Annotated in this window: 15 protein-coding genes; 7 read left to right on the top strand and 8 right to left on the bottom strand. The window is 44.5% G+C overall.

Annotated elements, in window-relative coordinates; genetic code table 11:
* Positions 1-144: 144 nt before the first annotated feature.
* The 4 genes from L4C44_RS14780 to metK all read right to left on the bottom strand — a co-directional run bounded on the left by L4C44_RS14780 (position 145) and on the right by metK (position 3930).
* Positions 145-876, bottom strand: a complete 732-nt coding sequence (locus L4C44_RS14780; RefSeq protein WP_050644132.1) for an endonuclease — start codon at positions 874-876, stop codon at positions 145-147.
* A gap of 152 nt (positions 877-1028) precedes the next feature.
* The gene (locus tag L4C44_RS14775) at positions 1029-1529 is read right to left on the bottom strand and encodes a SprT family zinc-dependent metalloprotease (protein WP_285954962.1); all 501 of its coding nucleotides are present in this window, start codon (positions 1527-1529) and stop codon (positions 1029-1031) included.
* An 80-nt stretch (positions 1530-1609) separates the two neighbouring features.
* Entirely contained in the window at positions 1610-2407 is a 798-nt protein-coding gene (locus L4C44_RS14770) for a DUF2189 domain-containing protein (protein WP_333918378.1), read from the bottom strand.
* Between the two features lie 368 nt (positions 2408-2775).
* Entirely contained in the window at positions 2776-3930 is a 1155-nt protein-coding gene (gene metK, locus L4C44_RS14765) for a methionine adenosyltransferase (RefSeq protein ID WP_428805304.1), read from the bottom strand.
* Between the two features lie 357 nt (positions 3931-4287).
* On the opposite strand from metK, the gene tkt reads away from it, so the two are divergent.
* The 5 genes from tkt to mscS all read left to right on the top strand — a co-directional run bounded on the left by tkt (position 4288) and on the right by mscS (position 11349).
* Positions 4288-6282 (top strand): transketolase, encoded by a 1995-nt coding sequence (gene tkt, locus L4C44_RS14760; protein WP_146490593.1) that lies wholly within the window; start codon positions 4288-4290, stop codon positions 6280-6282.
* Positions 6283-6496: 214 nt separating this feature from the next.
* The gene (gene epd, locus L4C44_RS14755) at positions 6497-7546 is read left to right on the top strand and encodes an erythrose-4-phosphate dehydrogenase (protein WP_032545610.1); all 1050 of its coding nucleotides are present in this window, start codon (positions 6497-6499) and stop codon (positions 7544-7546) included.
* Positions 7547-7709: 163 nt separating this feature from the next.
* Positions 7710-8873, top strand: a complete 1164-nt coding sequence (locus L4C44_RS14750; protein ID WP_048659410.1) for a phosphoglycerate kinase — start codon at positions 7710-7712, stop codon at positions 8871-8873.
* A gap of 155 nt (positions 8874-9028) precedes the next feature.
* Positions 9029-10105, top strand: a complete 1077-nt coding sequence (fbaA, locus tag L4C44_RS14745) for a class II fructose-bisphosphate aldolase (protein ID WP_010435694.1) — start codon at positions 9029-9031, stop codon at positions 10103-10105.
* 377 nt (positions 10106-10482) lie between these two features.
* Complete coding sequence (gene mscS, locus L4C44_RS14740) at positions 10483-11349, top strand: small-conductance mechanosensitive channel MscS (protein ID WP_146490594.1); 867 nt, start codon at positions 10483-10485, stop codon at positions 11347-11349.
* Between the two features lie 82 nt (positions 11350-11431).
* On the opposite strand, the gene L4C44_RS14735 is transcribed toward mscS, so the two are convergent.
* On the bottom strand, positions 11432-12061 hold the full coding sequence (locus L4C44_RS14735; RefSeq protein WP_146490595.1) for a LysE/ArgO family amino acid transporter: 630 nt from the start codon (positions 12059-12061) through the stop codon (positions 11432-11434).
* Positions 12062-12203: 142 nt separating this feature from the next.
* On the opposite strand from L4C44_RS14735, the gene L4C44_RS14730 reads away from it, so the two are divergent.
* Positions 12204-13100, top strand: coding sequence for a LysR family transcriptional regulator ArgP (locus L4C44_RS14730; protein WP_055319632.1), 897 nt, complete (start codon positions 12204-12206; stop codon positions 13098-13100).
* Positions 13101-13211: 111 nt separating this feature from the next.
* Entirely contained in the window at positions 13212-13925 is a 714-nt protein-coding gene (locus tag L4C44_RS14725; RefSeq protein ID WP_048611414.1) for an oxidative stress defense protein, read from the top strand.
* 112 nt (positions 13926-14037) lie between these two features.
* Here the strand turns inward: L4C44_RS14725 and serA are convergent, their stop codons facing one another.
* The 3 genes from serA to L4C44_RS14710 form a co-directional block, all read right to left on the bottom strand.
* A complete protein-coding gene (gene serA, locus L4C44_RS14720) occupies positions 14038-15267 on the bottom strand; it encodes a phosphoglycerate dehydrogenase (protein ID WP_050646169.1) in 1230 nt (409 codons plus the stop codon).
* Between the two features lie 261 nt (positions 15268-15528).
* Positions 15529-16185, bottom strand: a complete 657-nt coding sequence (rpiA, locus tag L4C44_RS14715) for a ribose-5-phosphate isomerase RpiA (RefSeq protein WP_048605825.1) — start codon at positions 16183-16185, stop codon at positions 15529-15531.
* Positions 16186-16286: 101 nt separating this feature from the next.
* A complete protein-coding gene (locus tag L4C44_RS14710; protein ID WP_123924172.1) occupies positions 16287-16886 on the bottom strand; it encodes a 5-formyltetrahydrofolate cyclo-ligase in 600 nt (199 codons plus the stop codon).
* Positions 16887-16891: the final 5 nt, after the last annotated feature.

Below are 16891 nucleotides of genomic sequence, written 5' to 3'. Positions count from 1 at the left end.
CCTATAAATATGTTCATTTGGGTATTTTGTCTCTGCCTAACATGGATGCTTTTAGTTGAAAAAACAAGGGTAGAGCAAGAGTTTCAGGGGCAATTCTGAAACTCTTGTTTGAGATAGTTAGGAATGTTGATTGTACGAGCGACGTTATTTACAAGCAGGGTAAACAAATGGGTTGTGATTACCTTGGATGGCATAGATTCGCTCATCACGAGTACACTCCCACTTGTCGACAGGAAATTGCTTGTTCCACGCCATCATCAGGTTGGTTTGTTGCTTAGATAGCTTGAAGCCATACTCTTGGCTCATGTAAAGGTAGGTACGCGCGATAGAGCCTTTTGCTCTGTCTGGTGGCATAACTTTACGCTGTTTGAAGTTGACCTGCATTTCACACTGGCCATAGCTCACGCCATCCATTCCATTCCACTGGCTGAAGTTGTAGTTCGAACGGTCACCATTTACTTCACCGATGGCTGGCGTTAGGTTGTGGAGATCGGCTTCCATGGACTTGAATATTTTGTCATTGCGAGTGCAGTTCTTGCGCCCGCCATCTTGCCAGCACTGACGCTGGTGGCCGAATTGCCAAGCTGGAACCACGTGTTCCCACTCAATTCGACTCGCTCGCTTTTGTTGTTTTCGGACTTGATAACCACAGCCGTCAAGGTCGGGAATCCCTTTCTTTTTGTCCTTCCATGTAATGTCACAGCCACAATAAAATGAAGTCGGGTGGTCGAGATAAATCTTCACCGCTTCTCTTTTTGCTTTGGAGAATGAGCTCGGTGGTGCGGCGAAAACGCTTTGGGTTACCAGTAGGCCAAATACTATTGATAAGTAAAAAGATACAGGTAGGCCAAATGCTTTGAAGGTGAGTTTTTGCATAGAAAAAGACTGATAAAAGTATGATAAACATCAGTCTAGCACTCAAGTGATAGATTTCTCTATTACATTTCAATCATCCAATCAGTGGAGTGCAATTTCCTGAAAAAAAAACGAGCAGGTTACTGAATCTCACGTGTGTCGAGTATTGGGTGCTAGCTGAGTTGTGTGCCTGTAAAGGCCAAGGTTTGATTACATTGTTGGCAGCGGTAGCTTGATTGGTTACGTAATACCTTGTTGTGACGTCTAATCGAAAGTGGGTAAACCGTGCAGTTGCAGCGGTATTCAAAGGTCTTGCCTTGCACAGAGGTGATCTCAAAACTGTGGGTTGTTTTGGCTGGTACGTTGAATACCTTTTCCATTACGTATTTCCACTCATTCCCGTGAGGCCTCACTCGTCCAAATACTTGATGTGTGATCAGATGTGCCAGTTCATGAGGCAGCACCTCGTTAATGAAGGCATCTTCATTTTCGGCGAAGAGTACATGGTTGAGCTTAATTTCATTAAGCTGAAGGTAGGCCTTTCCCGCTGCCTTTCCTCTTAATTTGTAAGTGATAGTTGGGCATGGGAATTCACGGGAGAAATGTTGATTAGCGATAGCTAGGCACTCGGCCAACTTCTTATTTGCTCGATGTTGTTGCGGGGTGTAAGACAAACGTTGTTAACTCCAAATAAAAGGCCTCAGCGTTTAAGCTAAGGCCTCATCATAACATTGCTTGTTGATCTAGCGATGTTTTACACGTGATGTTTTTTCTTAATTATCTCGTGATAAGCGTGCCATGTACCATAACCAAGTAGCGGCATGGTGACGATCATTCCGATGCCGTAGGTGGCAAAACCCACCAAAATACCGGCACAAATAATACTTGCCCAAACCACCATTGCAGGAATGTTCGATTTCACGGCATTAAAGCTAGTGAAAATCGCACTCATCACATCAACGCGTCTCTCCATCATTAACGGAATTGAAAATGCTGAGATGCTAAATATGAGGCTTGCGATAACAAAACCAATCACAGAACCCGTAATTAAGAAGGGAGCGAACTCAGCCAATGGTGCACCTTGCACTGAAGGGTAGAGTGCGTGCAATAACGCAGCAATACGCATCCAGAATATCATCGCAACCATCAATACAATCGCAAAGGCCCATTGGTGGGTGGAGTTGCGAGTAATGGCTTTCATCGAGTGCAGTAGGCTGGCGTTGTGGCCTTTTTCTCTTTCCCAGGCTGCGTCATATAAGCCCAGAGCAAGAAACGGCCCTATCAGCATGTACACGATAAGGCTTGGCATTACGACCAAGTGTGTTCCTTGCCATTGGACAAGTTGAACAATCGCAATTGCCGCTCCCATAAAGCACAATCCGTAAAATGTGCTGATTAATGGCATTCTTACTAAGTCATGCAGAGCAAGCGACAACCAATGAAAGGGTGCAGAAATACTGATTTGGTTGCAAGGAATGGTGCGAGCGTAATCCTTATCGCTGACCTTGTGTTTTTTATCGTTCAGTTCGGATGGGTGCGCGGTACGAGGCATAGATCCCCCTAGTTAAATAACGTCCTAGTTATAATTCCATAAGGCTCATCGATGTGGCTTGTGTGAGAGTTATGGGGTTGAGCTAAATTGCTCTTTGTCATCCTAGTTTTTGTTCTAGCGTGCATTTAACGAGCGTTATCAGACTGAATTAATTTAAGTTAAATGTGAGCTTGATCGCTTAGGAGTTACCTTAACTATTGTCAGTAGTGTTAGAAAACACAAATTATCAGTGGCTTTTTATACTAAGTGGTTAACGGTAAAGAAGGGTATTAGAGAAGAGTATGGTGAATGAGAGTTCGGTAAGTACATAAAAATAAAGCCCTTACTAAGAAGTAAGGGCTTTAAAGAAACAAATCGCAGTGGCTAAATTATTTTAGGCCAGCGAAGTCCGCAAGGATTGCTGCTTTGTCAGTCGCTTCCCAAGGGAACTCTTCGCGACCAAAGTGGCCGTATGCCGCTGTCTGCTTGTAGATAGGCTGAAGAAGGTTCAGCATCTCTTGAAGACCGTATGGACGTAGGTCGAAGTTTTGACGAACTGCTTCAATGATGATTTCGTGAGCTACTTTTTCAGTACCAAACGTTTCAACCATGATAGATGTTGGATCAGCAACACCGATAGCGTAAGACAGTTGAATCTCACAACGGTCGGCCATGCCAGCAGCAACGATGTTTTTAGCAACGTAACGAGCCGCGTAAGCTGCAGAACGGTCAACTTTTGATGGATCTTTACCAGAGAATGCACCACCACCGTGACGAGCTGCGCCGCCGTAGGTATCAACGATGATCTTACGACCAGTTAGACCACAGTCACCCATTGGGCCACCGATTACGAAACGGCCTGTTGGGTTGATGAAGAAGTTAGTGTCTTTGTTGATCCACTCAGCAGGAAGTACTGGCTTAATGATCTCTTCCATTACTGCTTCACGTAGATCAGGTGTTGTTACTGAATCGCAGTGTTGAGTCGAAAGAACAACAGCGTCGATACCAACGATCTTACCTTGGTCGTATTGGAACGTAACTTGAGATTTTGCATCTGGGCGAAGGAAGTCAAGCTTACCGCTCTTACGTACTTCAGCTTGCTTCTTAACAAGAAGGTGAGAGTAAGTAATTGGAGCTGGCATTAGGATAGGTGTTTCGTTAGTCGCGTAACCAAACATGATGCCTTGGTCGCCTGCGCCTTGCTCTTTAGGATCTTCTTTATCAACACCTTGGTTGATGTCTGGAGACTGCTTACCAATGGTGTTAAGAACAGCACAAGAGTCAGCGTCAAAGCCCATATCAGAATGAACGTAACCAATATCACGCACTGTTTCACGAGTGATTTCTTCGATATCAACCCATGCAGACGTTGTTACTTCACCGCCAACCATAACCATGCCGGTTTTAACGTAAGTCTCACAAGCAACACGTGCTTTTGGATCTTGTTCCAAGATGGCATCAAGAACAGCATCAGAGATTTGGTCTGCAATTTTATCTGGATGGCCTTCTGAAACAGATTCAGAAGTGAATAGGTGCTTAGCCATGAGAGCTCCACTTTTAGTTTTTGGTGTAAATAGTTTATGGCGTCGCAAGTCAGGAAGCGCCGCCATTAAATACAGTATATTTTGTAGGTGTTTCTACATCTAGACGGCTATTCTAAATTCCAGCGGTCGAATTACAAGCTCTTTTTTATGATATGTCATAACTAAACGTTTGCGTATTGAATTGGGTAAGCCATTGCTAAGTGATGTAAATGTTCGAAAATTGCGAAAAATGACCGTTAAAATGCCAGTAAAACGTTTGCAGTAGCAATAGTCGTTTGAGAGAATACCCGCGCTAATAAAAATGAAAACTTTAGCAATTATCTCTTTTTTAAATCGCTTATGTACTCAGGAGCAGACATGCCTTCTCGTAAAGATCTAGCCAATGCAATCCGCGCACTTAGCATGGACGGTGTTCAACAAGCAAATTCAGGCCACCCAGGCGCACCTATGGGTATGGCTGACATCGCTGAAGTTCTTTGGCGTGGCCACTTGAACCACAACCCAGCAAACCCAGAGTGGGCTGACCGCGACCGTTTTATCCTGTCTAACGGCCACGGCTCAATGTTGATTTACTCTCTGCTTCACCTTGCAGGTTACGAGCTTTCAATTGAAGACCTTAAGAACTTCCGTCAACTGCACTCTAAGACTCCAGGTCACCCAGAGTACGGTTACGCTCCTGGTATCGAGACAACGACTGGTCCTCTAGGTCAAGGCATCACTAACGCTGTTGGTATGGCAATGGCTGAGAAAGCACTGGCTGCGCAGTTCAACAAAGAAGGCCACGACATCGTAGACCACTACACTTATGCATTCATGGGTGATGGCTGTCTGATGGAAGGTATTTCTCACGAAGCATGTTCTCTAGCAGGTACGCTTGGTCTTGGTAAGCTGGTTGCTTTCTGGGATGACAACGGTATCTCTATCGATGGTGAAGTTGAAGGTTGGTTCTCTGACGATACACCTAAGCGTTTTGAAGCTTACGGCTGGCATGTAATCCCAGCAGTAGATGGTCACGACTCTGATGCTATCAACGCTGCTATTGAAGCGGCTAAAGCAGATCCTCGCCCAACACTTATTTGTACTAAAACTATTATCGGTTTTGGTTCGCCAAACAAAGCGGGTACGCATGACTGTCACGGTGCTCCACTAGGCGCTGATGAAATCACAGCAACTAAAGCTGCGTTGGGTTGGGAACACGGTCCTTTCGAAATCCCAGCAGATATCGCAGCTGAGTGGAATGCAAAAGAAGCAGGCGCGGCTAAAGAAGCAGCGTGGAATGCTAAGTTTGACGCATACGCAGCGGCTTACCCTGAGCTAGCAGCAGAATTCAAACGTCGTACTAACGGCGAACTACCAGCTGAGTGGGAAGAGAAAGCAAACGCAATCATTGCTGATCTTCAAGCTAACCCAGCAAACATCGCTTCACGTAAAGCATCTCAAAACGCACTAGAAGCGTTTGGTCAAATGCTTCCAGAATTCATGGGCGGCTCTGCTGACCTTGCGCCTTCGAACCTAACCATGTGGTCTGGTTCTAAGTCTCTTGAAGCAGCTGATTTCTCTGGTAACTACATCCACTACGGTGTACGTGAGTTCGGTATGACGGCGATCATGAACGGTATCGCTCTGCACGGTGGTTTCGTACCATACGGCGCAACATTCCTAATGTTCATGGAATACGCGCGTAACGCAATGCGTATGGCTGCTCTGATGAAAGTTCAGAATATCCAAGTTTACACTCATGATTCAATCGGCCTAGGCGAAGATGGTCCTACTCACCAACCGGTTGAGCAGATCGCTTCTCTACGTCTAACTCCAAACATGAGCACATGGCGCCCATGTGACCAAGTTGAGTCTGCAGTGGCTTGGAAACTGGCAATCGAGCGCAAAGATGGCCCTACATCTCTGATCTTCTCTCGTCAAAATCTTGCACAACAAGATCGTGACGCTGAGCAAGTAGCAAACATCGCTAAGGGTGGTTACATCCTGAAAGATTGTGAAGGCAAGCCAGAGCTAATCCTTATCGCTACAGGCTCTGAAGTTGAGCTAGCGGTTAATGCAGCTGCTGAACTAACCGTTGAAGGTAAGAAGGTACGCGTAGTATCTATGCCTGCAACTGACGCGTTCGACAAGCAAGACGCTGAATACCGTGAGTCTGTACTTCCATCTGACGTTACAGCGCGTATCGCAGTAGAAGCTGGTATCGCTGACTTCTGGTACAAGTATGTTGGTTTCGGTGGCAAGATCATCGGTATGACAACGTTCGGCGAATCTGCACCAGCAGGCGAGCTATTCAAGATGTTCGGTTTCACTACTGAAAACGTAGTAAACACTGCGAAAGAGCTTCTTGCATAATCATTGACTGATGGCCTTGTGCTAACAGTTAAATGAAGGAAAAAACCGAGCGCTGAGCTCGGTTTTTTGTCTCTGGGATTTGTTTTCTCCTAGACTCATCTTTATACGCAGCAGAACAATCTGTCCTAAGTAGGCTGAGTTATTCAAGTAATGCCTTTTGGGTAGGATTAAGTTATCATCTGTCGCACGAAATTTTGGTTAGATGTACGGAACTATGCTAAAAGTCGCGATAAACGGATTTGGAAGAATAGGGCGTAATGTATTACGCGCTGTTTATGAAAGTGGCAAAAGCCAACAAATCAAAGTAGTAGCTGTCAATGAGCTTGCTCAGCCTGACGCTATGGCTCACCTATTGCAGTACGACACCAGTCACGGCCGCTTCGGTAAGAAGATCTCCAACGACCAAGAGCACATCTATGTCCATCACGGCATTGGTGCGGAAGATAAAGGTGACTTCGACACAATTCGTATCTTGCACCTTGCTGATATTGAGTTGTTGCCTTGGCGTGATCTAGAGGTGGATATTGTACTCGACTGTACCGGTGTTTACGGTTGCCGAGCTGACGGTCTAGCGCACATAGCTGCTGGGGCGAAAAAGGTACTGTTTTCACATCCTGGTGCTAATGATCTTGATAACACCATTATCTATGGTGTGAATCACGATACCATCGAAGCTGACCATCGAATCGTTTCCAACGGTTCATGCACCACCAACTGTATTGTTCCTATCATTAAGGTTCTTGATGACGCCTTTGGCATCGAGTCCGGTACCATTACAACGATTCACTCTTCAATGAATGATCAGCAAGTGATCGACGCGTACCACAGCGACCTTCGCCGTACTCGAGCTGCGAGCCAATCCATCATTCCTGTCGATACCAAATTGCATAAAGGTATTGAAAGAATCTTCCCGAAATTTTCTAACAAGTTCGAAGCGATATCTGTGCGTGTGCCAACGGTAAACGTAACAGCGATGGATTTAAGTGTCACAATTAATACAAATGTGAAAGTTAATGACGTAAATCAAACCATTGTTAATGCGTCCCAGTGTACATTACACAATATAGTTGACTATACTGAAGCGCCGCTCGTTTCCATCGACTTTAATCACGATCCCCATAGCGCAATCGTTGATGGTTCACAAACTCGAGTGAGCAACGGCCACTTAGTGAAAATGCTAGTGTGGTGTGACAATGAATGGGGCTTTGCGAACCGAATGCTGGATACGGTTCTTGCAATGCAAGCTTCTGAAGGCAAGAAGTAAGACCTAGAAGCAAATGTGTGGATTATTTATTTTTTAGCTTGAAATAAATATTAAGTGTCCACATATTATTAGTGAAAGAATTACCAGTTGAATAATTTATAGGCTTAGCAGGGTTGCTGAGTTTCCAAAACTTTATATTTATTTAAATTTGAGAGGACAAATCATGTCTGTGATCAAGATGACTGACCTGGAACTTGCAGGTAAACGCGTATTTATCCGTGCTGACCTAAACGTACCAGTAAAAGACGGTAAAGTAACTTCAGATGCACGTATCCTAGCATCTCTACCAACTATCAAACTTTGCCTAGAAGCTGGCGCAAAAGTTATGGTTACTTCTCACCTTGGTCGTCCTACTGAAGGCGAATACAACGAAGAGTTCTCTCTAGCTCCTGTGGTTAACTACCTAAACGACGCACTAGACTGCGACGTTAAGCTAGCGAAAGATTACGTAAACGGCCTAGAGCTAAACGCTGGTGAACTAGTTGTTCTTGAAAACGTTCGCTTTAACAAAGGCGAGAAGAAGAACGAAGAAGCACTTTCTAAGCAATACGCTGCACTATGTGACATCTTCGTGATGGACGCATTCGGTACAGCTCACCGTGCTCAAGCTTCTACACACGGCGTTGGTACTTACGCTCCTGTAGCATGTGCTGGCCCTCTTCTAGCTGCTGAGCTTGAAGCTCTTGGTAAAGCAATGGACAACCCAGCTCGCCCACTAGTGGCTATCGTTGGTGGTTCTAAGGTTTCTACTAAACTAACAGTTCTAGAATCTCTTTCTAAAATTGCTGACCAGCTTGTTGTTGGTGGTGGTATCGCGAACACATTCATCGCTGCTGAAGGCCACAACGTAGGTAAGTCTCTGTACGAAGCTGACCTAGTTGAAACGGCTCAAAAGCTAATGAAAGAGTGTGCTATCCCAGTAGCGACTGACGTTGCATGTGCTAAAGCATTTGACGAAAACGCAGAAGCTGAAATCAAGCACGTTTCTGAAGTTCAAGACGACGACATGATCTTCGACCTTGGCCCAGATTCAACTGCAGCACTAGCTGAAATCATCGGCAACGCAAAAACTATCCTTTGGAACGGCCCTGTAGGCGTATTCGAATTCAAAAACTTCGAAGCGGGTACAGCGGGTATCTCTAAAGCAATCGCTGAGTCTGCAGGTTTCTCTGTAGCAGGTGGTGGTGACACGCTAGCAGCTATCGACAAGTTCGGTATCAAAGCTGACGTTTCTTACATCTCTACTGGCGGCGGCGCTTTCCTTGAGTTCGTTGAAGGTAAAGTACTTCCTGCAGTAGCAATGCTTGAAGAGCGTGCTAAAGCATAATTGATTTAGAAAGGCGAGATGCGAATCTCGCCTTTTAACGTTTGCTGAATATCACACTTTTTTGCTAGAATGGCATAAGTTGTGAGCAAACGATTGCAAGTTTTTGAACTTAAGTTTTTTAATCTTAAAACGATAGAATAAATAGGACTATTTCCATGTCTAAGATCTTCGATTTTGTAAAACCTGGTGTGATTTCTGGCGATGACGTACAGAAAGTATTTGAAGTAGCAAAAGAAAACAAATTTGCTCTTCCTGCTGTAAACGTTGTTGGTACTGACTCTGTAAACGCAGTACTAGAAGCTGCTGCTAAAGTTAAAGCTCCAGTAGTTGTTCAGTTCTCTAACGGTGGCGCTGCATTCTTCGCAGGTAAAGGCGTTAAACTTGAAGGTCAAGGCGCACAAGTTCTTGGCGCTGTAGCTGGTGCAAAATACGTACATGCTGTAGCTGAAGCTTACGGTGTTCCAGTTATTCTACACACTGACCACGCTGCTAAGAAACTTCTTCCATGGATCGACGGTCTACTAGACGCTGGTGAAGAGTTCTTCGCACAAACTGGTAAGCCTCTATTCTCTTCTCACATGCTAGACCTTTCTGAAGAGTCTCTAGAAGAGAACATCGAAACATGTGCTAAGTACCTAGAGCGCATGGCTAAAATGAACATGACAATCGAGATCGAACTTGGTTGTACTGGTGGTGAAGAAGACGGCGTAGATAACTCTGATATGGACGCATCTGAGCTTTACACTTCTCCAGAAGACGTAGCATACGCATACGAGAAACTAATGGCTGTTAGCCCACGTTTCACTATCGCTGCTTCTTTCGGTAACGTACACGGTGTTTACCAAGCTGGTAACGTTGTACTTACTCCAACTATCCTACGTGATTCTCAAGCATACTGTGCAGAGAAGTTCGGTATCGCACCTAACGCTCTAAACTTCGTATTCCACGGTGGTTCTGGTTCTTCTGAAGCAGAAATCCAAGAGTCTATCGGCTACGGTGTTATCAAAATGAACATCGATACTGATACACAGTGGGCAACTTGGGACGGTATCCGTCAGTACTCTGCTGACAACTTCGATTTCCTACAAGGTCAAATTGGCAACCCAACTGGCGAAGCTGCTCCAAACAAGAAGTACTACGATCCACGCGTATGGCTACGTGCTGGTCAAGCTTCAATGGTTGCTCGTCTAGAGAAAGCATTTGCTGACCTTAACGCTGTAGACGTACTATAATTCTTTGAATTAAGTACTCTTTAAGTTTTAAAAACCCGCTCATTGAGCGGGTTTTTTTATGTCTGATAAAAACTTGTATTAATTATGTGAAAAACCTAGCGTGCGGTGAATAAATTTCGTAGTCTTTTAGTTATCGGTATTTGTGTTTATCGGTAAGTTTTAATAATTCAAAAGCTTACATAAATATGACTTTGCAATCTATCAAAGATAGGATATCGTGCCGAAAAACTGAACTTGGTTTAGTTTATAAAAAGGACTTGGCTTTAATTTACTTTTAACACAATGACTTAACGGTAATTGAACTGTTTCTTATATTGCAGGGTAAATTAGGCTTAAGGCAGTTTAGCCCATAGCATATTATATAGAGGATGCACATTATGGCTGATAGTTCGACAGTAATTGAAACTCCGCTTGTGGATGGTTTATCTCAAGCAGAGCAGTGGTTAACAAATAATTCAGATCTATTTATCCAATATGGCGTAAATATTATTTCAGCACTGATAATTTTATTTATTGGTAACCTAATTGTTAAAGCTGTAGCGAATAGCGTGGCTAAGGTTCTTCAGAAGAAGAAGATGGACCGAGCGGTTGTGGAATTTATTCACGGTTTAGTTCGTTACTTATTGTTTGTTATTGTTTTAATTGCTGCACTTGGTCGTTTAGGCGTTCAAACGGCATCTGTAGTTGCTGTTATTGGTGCGGCTGGTTTAGCCGTTGGTCTTGCACTGCAAGGCTCACTATCTAACTTTGCTGCTGGTGTACTTATTGTTGCATTCCGTCCATTCAAGTCTGGTGACTACGTGGAAATCGGTGGTGTGGCGGGTTCAGTTGATTCAATTCAAATCTTCCAAACTGTTCTAACAACACCTGATAACAAAATGGTTGTGGTACCAAACGGCAGCGTTATCGGCAGCCCAATCACGAACTACTCTCGTCATGACACGCGTCGTATCGACCTAATGATCGGTGTTTCTTATGGTGCTGATCTACAAAAGACCAAAGAACTACTGACTAAGATCTGTGAATCTGATGAGCGCGTGTTGAAAGAACCAGGCGTTCAAGTAGGTGTTCACACCCTTGCTGACTCTTCAGTTAACTTCGTGGTTCGCCCATGGGTTAGCACTGCAGAGTACTGGAATGTTTACTTCGACTTAATGCAAGCAATCAAAGAAGGCTTGGATAAAGAGGGTATCGAAATTCCATTCCCACAAATGGATGTTCACATGAACAAAGTTGAGGGCTAATAAAGCTTCGACAAGTTGAATAAAAAGGCGGATAACTTAGGTTATCCGCCTTTTTTCTTGGAGCTATATTTTCAGATTATTTCTACCAATACTGCTCAATAAGTCCATTGGCGAGTACCGCTGCGATAGCAAACATCATAGTTGCTACTGCGATATCAATGCCTTTCTTAACATTCGGTTTAGATAGTGTTGGACCTAGCTTTGCTGCGCCCAATGACAAAGAATAAAACCAGACGAACGAAGCTAAGATGGTCCCGATAGCAAACGCAATTCTGTCGTTACCTTCAAACTGCCCGCCAATCGATCCAAGAATCACCACGGTATCCAAATAGAGGTGAGGGTTTAATACTGTAACCGCCAATGCACCCAAAATAACGGTGCGCTTACCGCGAGCCAGTATCTCTCCTTTCGACTCCTCGCTTGAGGGTGCTTTAAATGCACTGCGCAGTGATAACAAACCATACACGGTTAGAAAAGCGATGCCGCCTAACGTCACTGAGGTGAGTAGCAATTCATTTTGCGACAGAATCGCACCGCCACCAAAGATACCCAATGAGATAAACAGGGTATCGAGCAGGCTACAGATTGTCGCGGTGGTTAAATGGTGGTTGCGCTTTATCCCTTGATTTAGGACGTACGCATTCTGAGCGCCAATAGGGATAATCATGCTTGCCCCTAGACCAAAACCTTGTAATAAAACCCAAAAACTCATTTTAACCTCCACTTATTTAACGATATTTACGTGCTATATGGCGAAGATACTCCGCCCCTTTAAATAAGTATAATTAATGATTTTAATCTATTATTAGAGTTGCTAATGTGGTGGTGAGATAGCTTAAAAAGGAAGCAAATTGATGCGCGGATTGGATTATAAATGGATAGAAGCACTGGATGCCGTAGTAAAACAACGTGGCTTCGAAAGGGCTGCTGAGCAGTTATATATATCCCAGTCGGCGATATCTCAGCGCATCAAACAGCTGGAAAAGTGGTTGGCTCAGCCTGCCTTAGTGAGAGAAAGCCCGCCTAGGCCAACGCCTGCGGGTAAAAAATTACTGGGCTTATATCGTCGTGTTCGGTTGTTAGAGCACGAACTTGTACCTGAGTTGATGAATGAAGAAGGAACTCAGCCACTATCTATATCCATAGCCACCAACGCTGATAGTTTGGCGACATGGCTGCTACCGGCTTTGTCGGATGTGATGAAATCTCGCCAAGTCGAGTTGAACCTCGCGATTCATGGTGAGTCGAGAACCATTGAAAAGATAAAAAGTGGCGAGGTGGCAGGTGCAATCAGTTTGGAGTCTCAAGCGATTCCAGGCTGCAGTGCCGACTATCTCGGCAGGATGGATTATGTGTGTGTGGCTAGCCCTGATTTTCATCAGCGTTACTTTGCAGAGGGCGTAAACTACGCCACTTTAAGCAAAGCGCCTGCGGTTTCCTATGATCAATACGATGATCTGCATAAGAAGTTTCTGCATGATCATTTTAACGTACCGAGAGACAGTGTGATCAATCATACAGTCGGCAGTTCAGAAGCATTCGTGCGCTTAGCATTATCGGGGGTTGCCTACTGTCTGATTCCTCGATTACAGATCATCGACGAGCTAGAGTCTGGTGCTCTGATTGATATTACCCCTGGCTTTCTGCTGTCTTATCGCATCTATTGGCACCATTGGCAGCTCGAAAGTGGGATGTTAAAAGAGGTATCCCAAGCGATATTAAGTTTTGCTCACAATCACTTACCTCAGTAAGCTGTTGGTTTTTTCAGCGTCAAAGTTCTGTTAGAAGTGCGTGCTCTGGATTGGCTAAACGATAAATTGCTCTATGATGAAAGTACATTTGTTTAGCATAGGTCATACCTAATGAAGCTTGTACCAAAGATGTTAGCAACGTCTCTTACTCTTACTGCGGCGTTGAGTGCTGTGAGTTTTCCATCATTGGCAGACTCTCCATCCTTTCCGCATATTTCAACGACAGGCTATGGTGAAGTGATCGCGACACCAGATATGGCGACATTTTCTGTGAGAGTCGTGGAATCGACGATGACCGCTGAACAGGCTAAAAATACTGTTGATAAAGTGGTAACGGGCTTTCTAAATAAGCTGCACCAAGCGGGTGTCGATGAGGCGAGTGTACACAGCTCGAACCTGTATTTATCTCCTCAATACCACTATCCAAAAGATGGTAAACCGGAACTGGTTGGCTACCGCGCCTCGCGTAATGTGACCGTTCAAGTGAATGAACTCGCCAATCTAAACGAGTATATGGATATTGCTATCGGCCAGGGCATTAATCAGATCGATAACATCCAGCTTCAAGTTCGCGACCAAGCTAAGTATCAAGAGCAGGCGCGCTTAGAAGCCATTAAAGATGCGACATCAAAAGCTAAATCATTAGCGAGTGGTTTTGAACGTGAGTTGGGTGATGTATGGCGCGTGGACTACAACGCCCAATCTTCTCAGCCTGTACTCATGCGCTCAATGGCGATGGATGCAAGAACAGAATCGAACTCTTATGAAGACTCAACGATCACCATTCGTGATCGCGTGAATGTGATCTACCAGATCGAAGAGTAATGATAACGCCATAGAAGGTTTTGGATCATGATGATCTAATTACCTACGATAGGCCAAATGCTAAAAAGGCTCTCATCATGAGAGCCTTTTTTATGCATTTTGAGTGCGATGGTTAGTGAAGAAGACGAGCACGGATTGTGCCTTCGATCTCTTTCAGTTTAAGCAGTGCTTCTTCTGAGCGATCGGCTTCTACATCAATAACTACATAACCCATATCAGCCGCAGTCTGTAGGTACTGACCCGCGATGTTGATCCCTTCTTCAGCGAAGATGGTGTTGATCTGAGTTAGGATACCTGGGCGGTTTTCGTGGATGTGTAATAAACGAGACGTGCCAGTATGCAGTGGTAGTGATACCTCTGGGAAGTTAACACTTGATAGTGTAGAGCCGTTATCAGAGTATTTTGCTAATTTTCCAGCAACTTCAACACCAATGTTCTCTTGTGCTTCTTGAGTTGAACCACCCACGTGAGGCGTTAGGATCACGTTATCGAACTGCATTAATGGCGACTCAAACGGGTCTGCATTGGTTTTGGGTTCTGTTGGAAAGACGTCAATAGCCGCACCAGCAAGGTGACCAGACTCCAGAGCGCCACACAGAGCAGGAATATCGACTACCGTGCCACGAGCTGCGTTGATAAAGATAGAACCAGGCTTCATGCGCTCGAATTCTTCCTTACCCATCATGTCTTTTGTTTCGTTAGTTTCAGGGACGTGCAAAGAGATTACGTCACACTTGTTCAGTAGTTCCGTCATGGTATGAACTTGCGTAGCGTTACCCAAAGACAGTTTGTTTTCAATGTCGTAGAAGTAAACGCGCATACCAAGGTTTTCCGCAATAATACCCAGCTGAGTACCGATATGACCGTAACCTATAATACCTAAACGCTTACCACGAGCTTCGTAAGAGTTGTCTGCACTCTTTTTCCAGATACCACGGTGAGCAAGAGCGTTCTTTTCTGGAATGCCACGCAGTAGTAATAAAATCTGACCAAGAACGAGCTCAGCAACGCTTCGAGTGTTTGAGAACGGTGCGTTGAACACGGGGATACCGCGTTTTGCTGCTGCTTGAAGGTTGACTTGGTTAGTACCAATACAGAAACAACCAACAGCAACCAGTTTTTCAGCTGCATCAATAACTTCTTGGGAGATGTTAGTGCGAGAACGAATACCAATGAAGTGAGCATCTTTAACTGCTTCAAGAAGTTCATCTTCCGGTAGCGAGCCTTTGTGGTACTCAATGTTTGTGTAACCAGCGGCTTGCAGTACTTCTACAGAAGAAGGGTGAAGACCTTCTAGAAGTAGAATTTTTATTTTTTCTTTTTCCAGTGAAACTTTGGCCATTGTTCTCGTCCTTAAAATGGAAAGGTTGGGCAAATGCGGCGCACGTGCTACAAAATGGCTGAAAGGGGAACAAATTCACCACTTTGTTAGGAGACAAACGTTTTCCCTGTGCGTCTTCTGAACAATAAAGTAACAAAAAAAAAATGTTTTGGGTAAGAAAATTACGGAATAAGACATAATTTTACAGCAATAAAGCAAAAAAAACGGCGCCCTAGGGCACCGTATGTAATGAAGTAACAGAAAAACTCAATCTTCCATTATTTATTCTTCGATTTTTGCACCTTCAGGCGTGCCAGTGATAACCACATCAGCGCCACGGTGAGCGAACAGACCAACCGTTACCACACCAGCAATACCATTGATGATATCTTCTAGTTGTTTCGGGTTTTCGATCGCCATGCCGTACACATCTAGGATCACGTTGCCGTTATCTGTTGTGCAGCCTTCGCGGTAAACTGGGTCACCACCAAGCTTAACCAATTCACGAGCAACGTACGAGCGTGCCATTGGGATTACTTCAACCGGTAGTGGGAATTTACCCAACACATCAACGGCTTTAGTACCGTCAACAATACACACAAACTTATCAGAGATAGCCGCTACGATTTTTTCACGAGTCAAAGCTGCGCCACCGCCTTTGATCATATCGCGTGAAGCGTTAATTTCGTCTGCGCCATCAACATAGATGTCTAATTTGAATACGTCGTTGCACTCAAATACTTTGATTTCTAGTGCTTCTAGTTTTTCAGTAGAGGCTACAGAGCTTGAAACCGCACCTTTGATTTTGTCTTTCATTGTGCCAAGTGCGTCGATGAAGTGATTTACTGTTGAGCCAGTACCTACACCTACAATGCTGCCTTCTTCAACATATTGAAGTGCTGCCCAGCCAGCTGCTTTTTTCATTTCATCTTGAGTCATGCCATTCTCCTGAATAAGGTCTTGCGCTTTGAATTAATCGTTCGCGTATTGAAGTTAACGTTTGGTATCGAGGTTAACGTTTGCGGCGCGATTATAGCGCTTTAATGGTTGTTTTCCCATTGCCAAGTTTTACTCGGAGTCACGATTTTAGGTAACGGAATGTCCCAACCTTCAATTGGTAAGCGATCGACATGTTGGCAATCGTGAGCAAGGCCAATAGGTGTTGCGCCATTGCCCGTCTCGAACCACTTCGCCAAGGTGCGATCGTAATATCCGCCGCCCATGCCTAAGCGATGCCCTTGAGAGTCAAAGCCGACAAGGGGCGTAAGAATAAGGTCGAGTTGCTGGCAAGGTTTAACCAGCATCTGATTGAGCTGAGGTTCGACAATACCGTATTTATTCAAGACCGTCGGTGTTGTTGGCGAGTAGTGCAGAAACAGCAAGTGTCCGGCAGAGAAGGGGTGCAATACTGGTAAATAAGTTTGCTTACCTTGCGCCCATAACCATTCGATTAAAGGCTGGGTATCGAGTTCGCCATCAATGGAAATATAAAGAGCGATATGCTGAGCAGACTGAATCTCATTGAGTTGAGAACACTGCTTAACTAAGTCTATACCGGATTGAGTTTGTTGGTCGCCAGATAAGGCATTGCGCTTGATACGGATCTGTTTGCGAAATTCGCTGCGTGTGAGCGTCTTCATAAGAA

This window comes from Vibrio satsumensis (assembly GCF_050337435.1).
Classification (GTDB): Bacteria; Pseudomonadota; Gammaproteobacteria; order Enterobacterales; family Vibrionaceae; genus Vibrio; species Vibrio satsumensis.
Note: the sequence above shows the minus strand (reverse complement) of the source record. Positions and strands in the feature narration are given on the sequence as shown.

Coding starts and splice junctions, on each gene's coding strand:
- L4C44_RS14780 (WP_050644132.1), bottom strand. CDS start 876: ATGCAAAAACTCACCTTCAAAGCATTTGGCCTACCTGTATCTTTTTAC.
- L4C44_RS14770 (WP_333918378.1), bottom strand. CDS start 2,407: ATGCCTCGTACCGCGCACCCATCCGAACTGAACGATAAAAAACACAAG.
- metK (WP_428805304.1), bottom strand. CDS start 3,930: ATGGCTAAGCACCTATTCACTTCTGAATCTGTTTCAGAAGGCCATCCA.
- tkt (WP_146490593.1), top strand. CDS start 4,288: ATGCCTTCTCGTAAAGATCTAGCCAATGCAATCCGCGCACTTAGCATG.
- epd (WP_032545610.1), top strand. CDS start 6,497: ATGCTAAAAGTCGCGATAAACGGATTTGGAAGAATAGGGCGTAATGTA.
- L4C44_RS14750 (WP_048659410.1), top strand. CDS start 7,710: ATGTCTGTGATCAAGATGACTGACCTGGAACTTGCAGGTAAACGCGTA.
- fbaA (WP_010435694.1), top strand. CDS start 9,029: ATGTCTAAGATCTTCGATTTTGTAAAACCTGGTGTGATTTCTGGCGAT.
- mscS (WP_146490594.1), top strand. CDS start 10,483: ATGGCTGATAGTTCGACAGTAATTGAAACTCCGCTTGTGGATGGTTTA.
- L4C44_RS14735 (WP_146490595.1), bottom strand. CDS start 12,061: ATGAGTTTTTGGGTTTTATTACAAGGTTTTGGTCTAGGGGCAAGCATG.
- L4C44_RS14730 (WP_055319632.1), top strand. CDS start 12,204: ATGCGCGGATTGGATTATAAATGGATAGAAGCACTGGATGCCGTAGTA.
- L4C44_RS14725 (WP_048611414.1), top strand. CDS start 13,212: ATGAAGCTTGTACCAAAGATGTTAGCAACGTCTCTTACTCTTACTGCG.
- serA (WP_050646169.1), bottom strand. CDS start 15,267: ATGGCCAAAGTTTCACTGGAAAAAGAAAAAATAAAAATTCTACTTCTA.
- rpiA (WP_048605825.1), bottom strand. CDS start 16,185: ATGACTCAAGATGAAATGAAAAAAGCAGCTGGCTGGGCAGCACTTCAA.
- L4C44_RS14710 (WP_123924172.1), bottom strand. CDS start 16,886: ATGAAGACGCTCACACGCAGCGAATTTCGCAAACAGATCCGTATCAAG.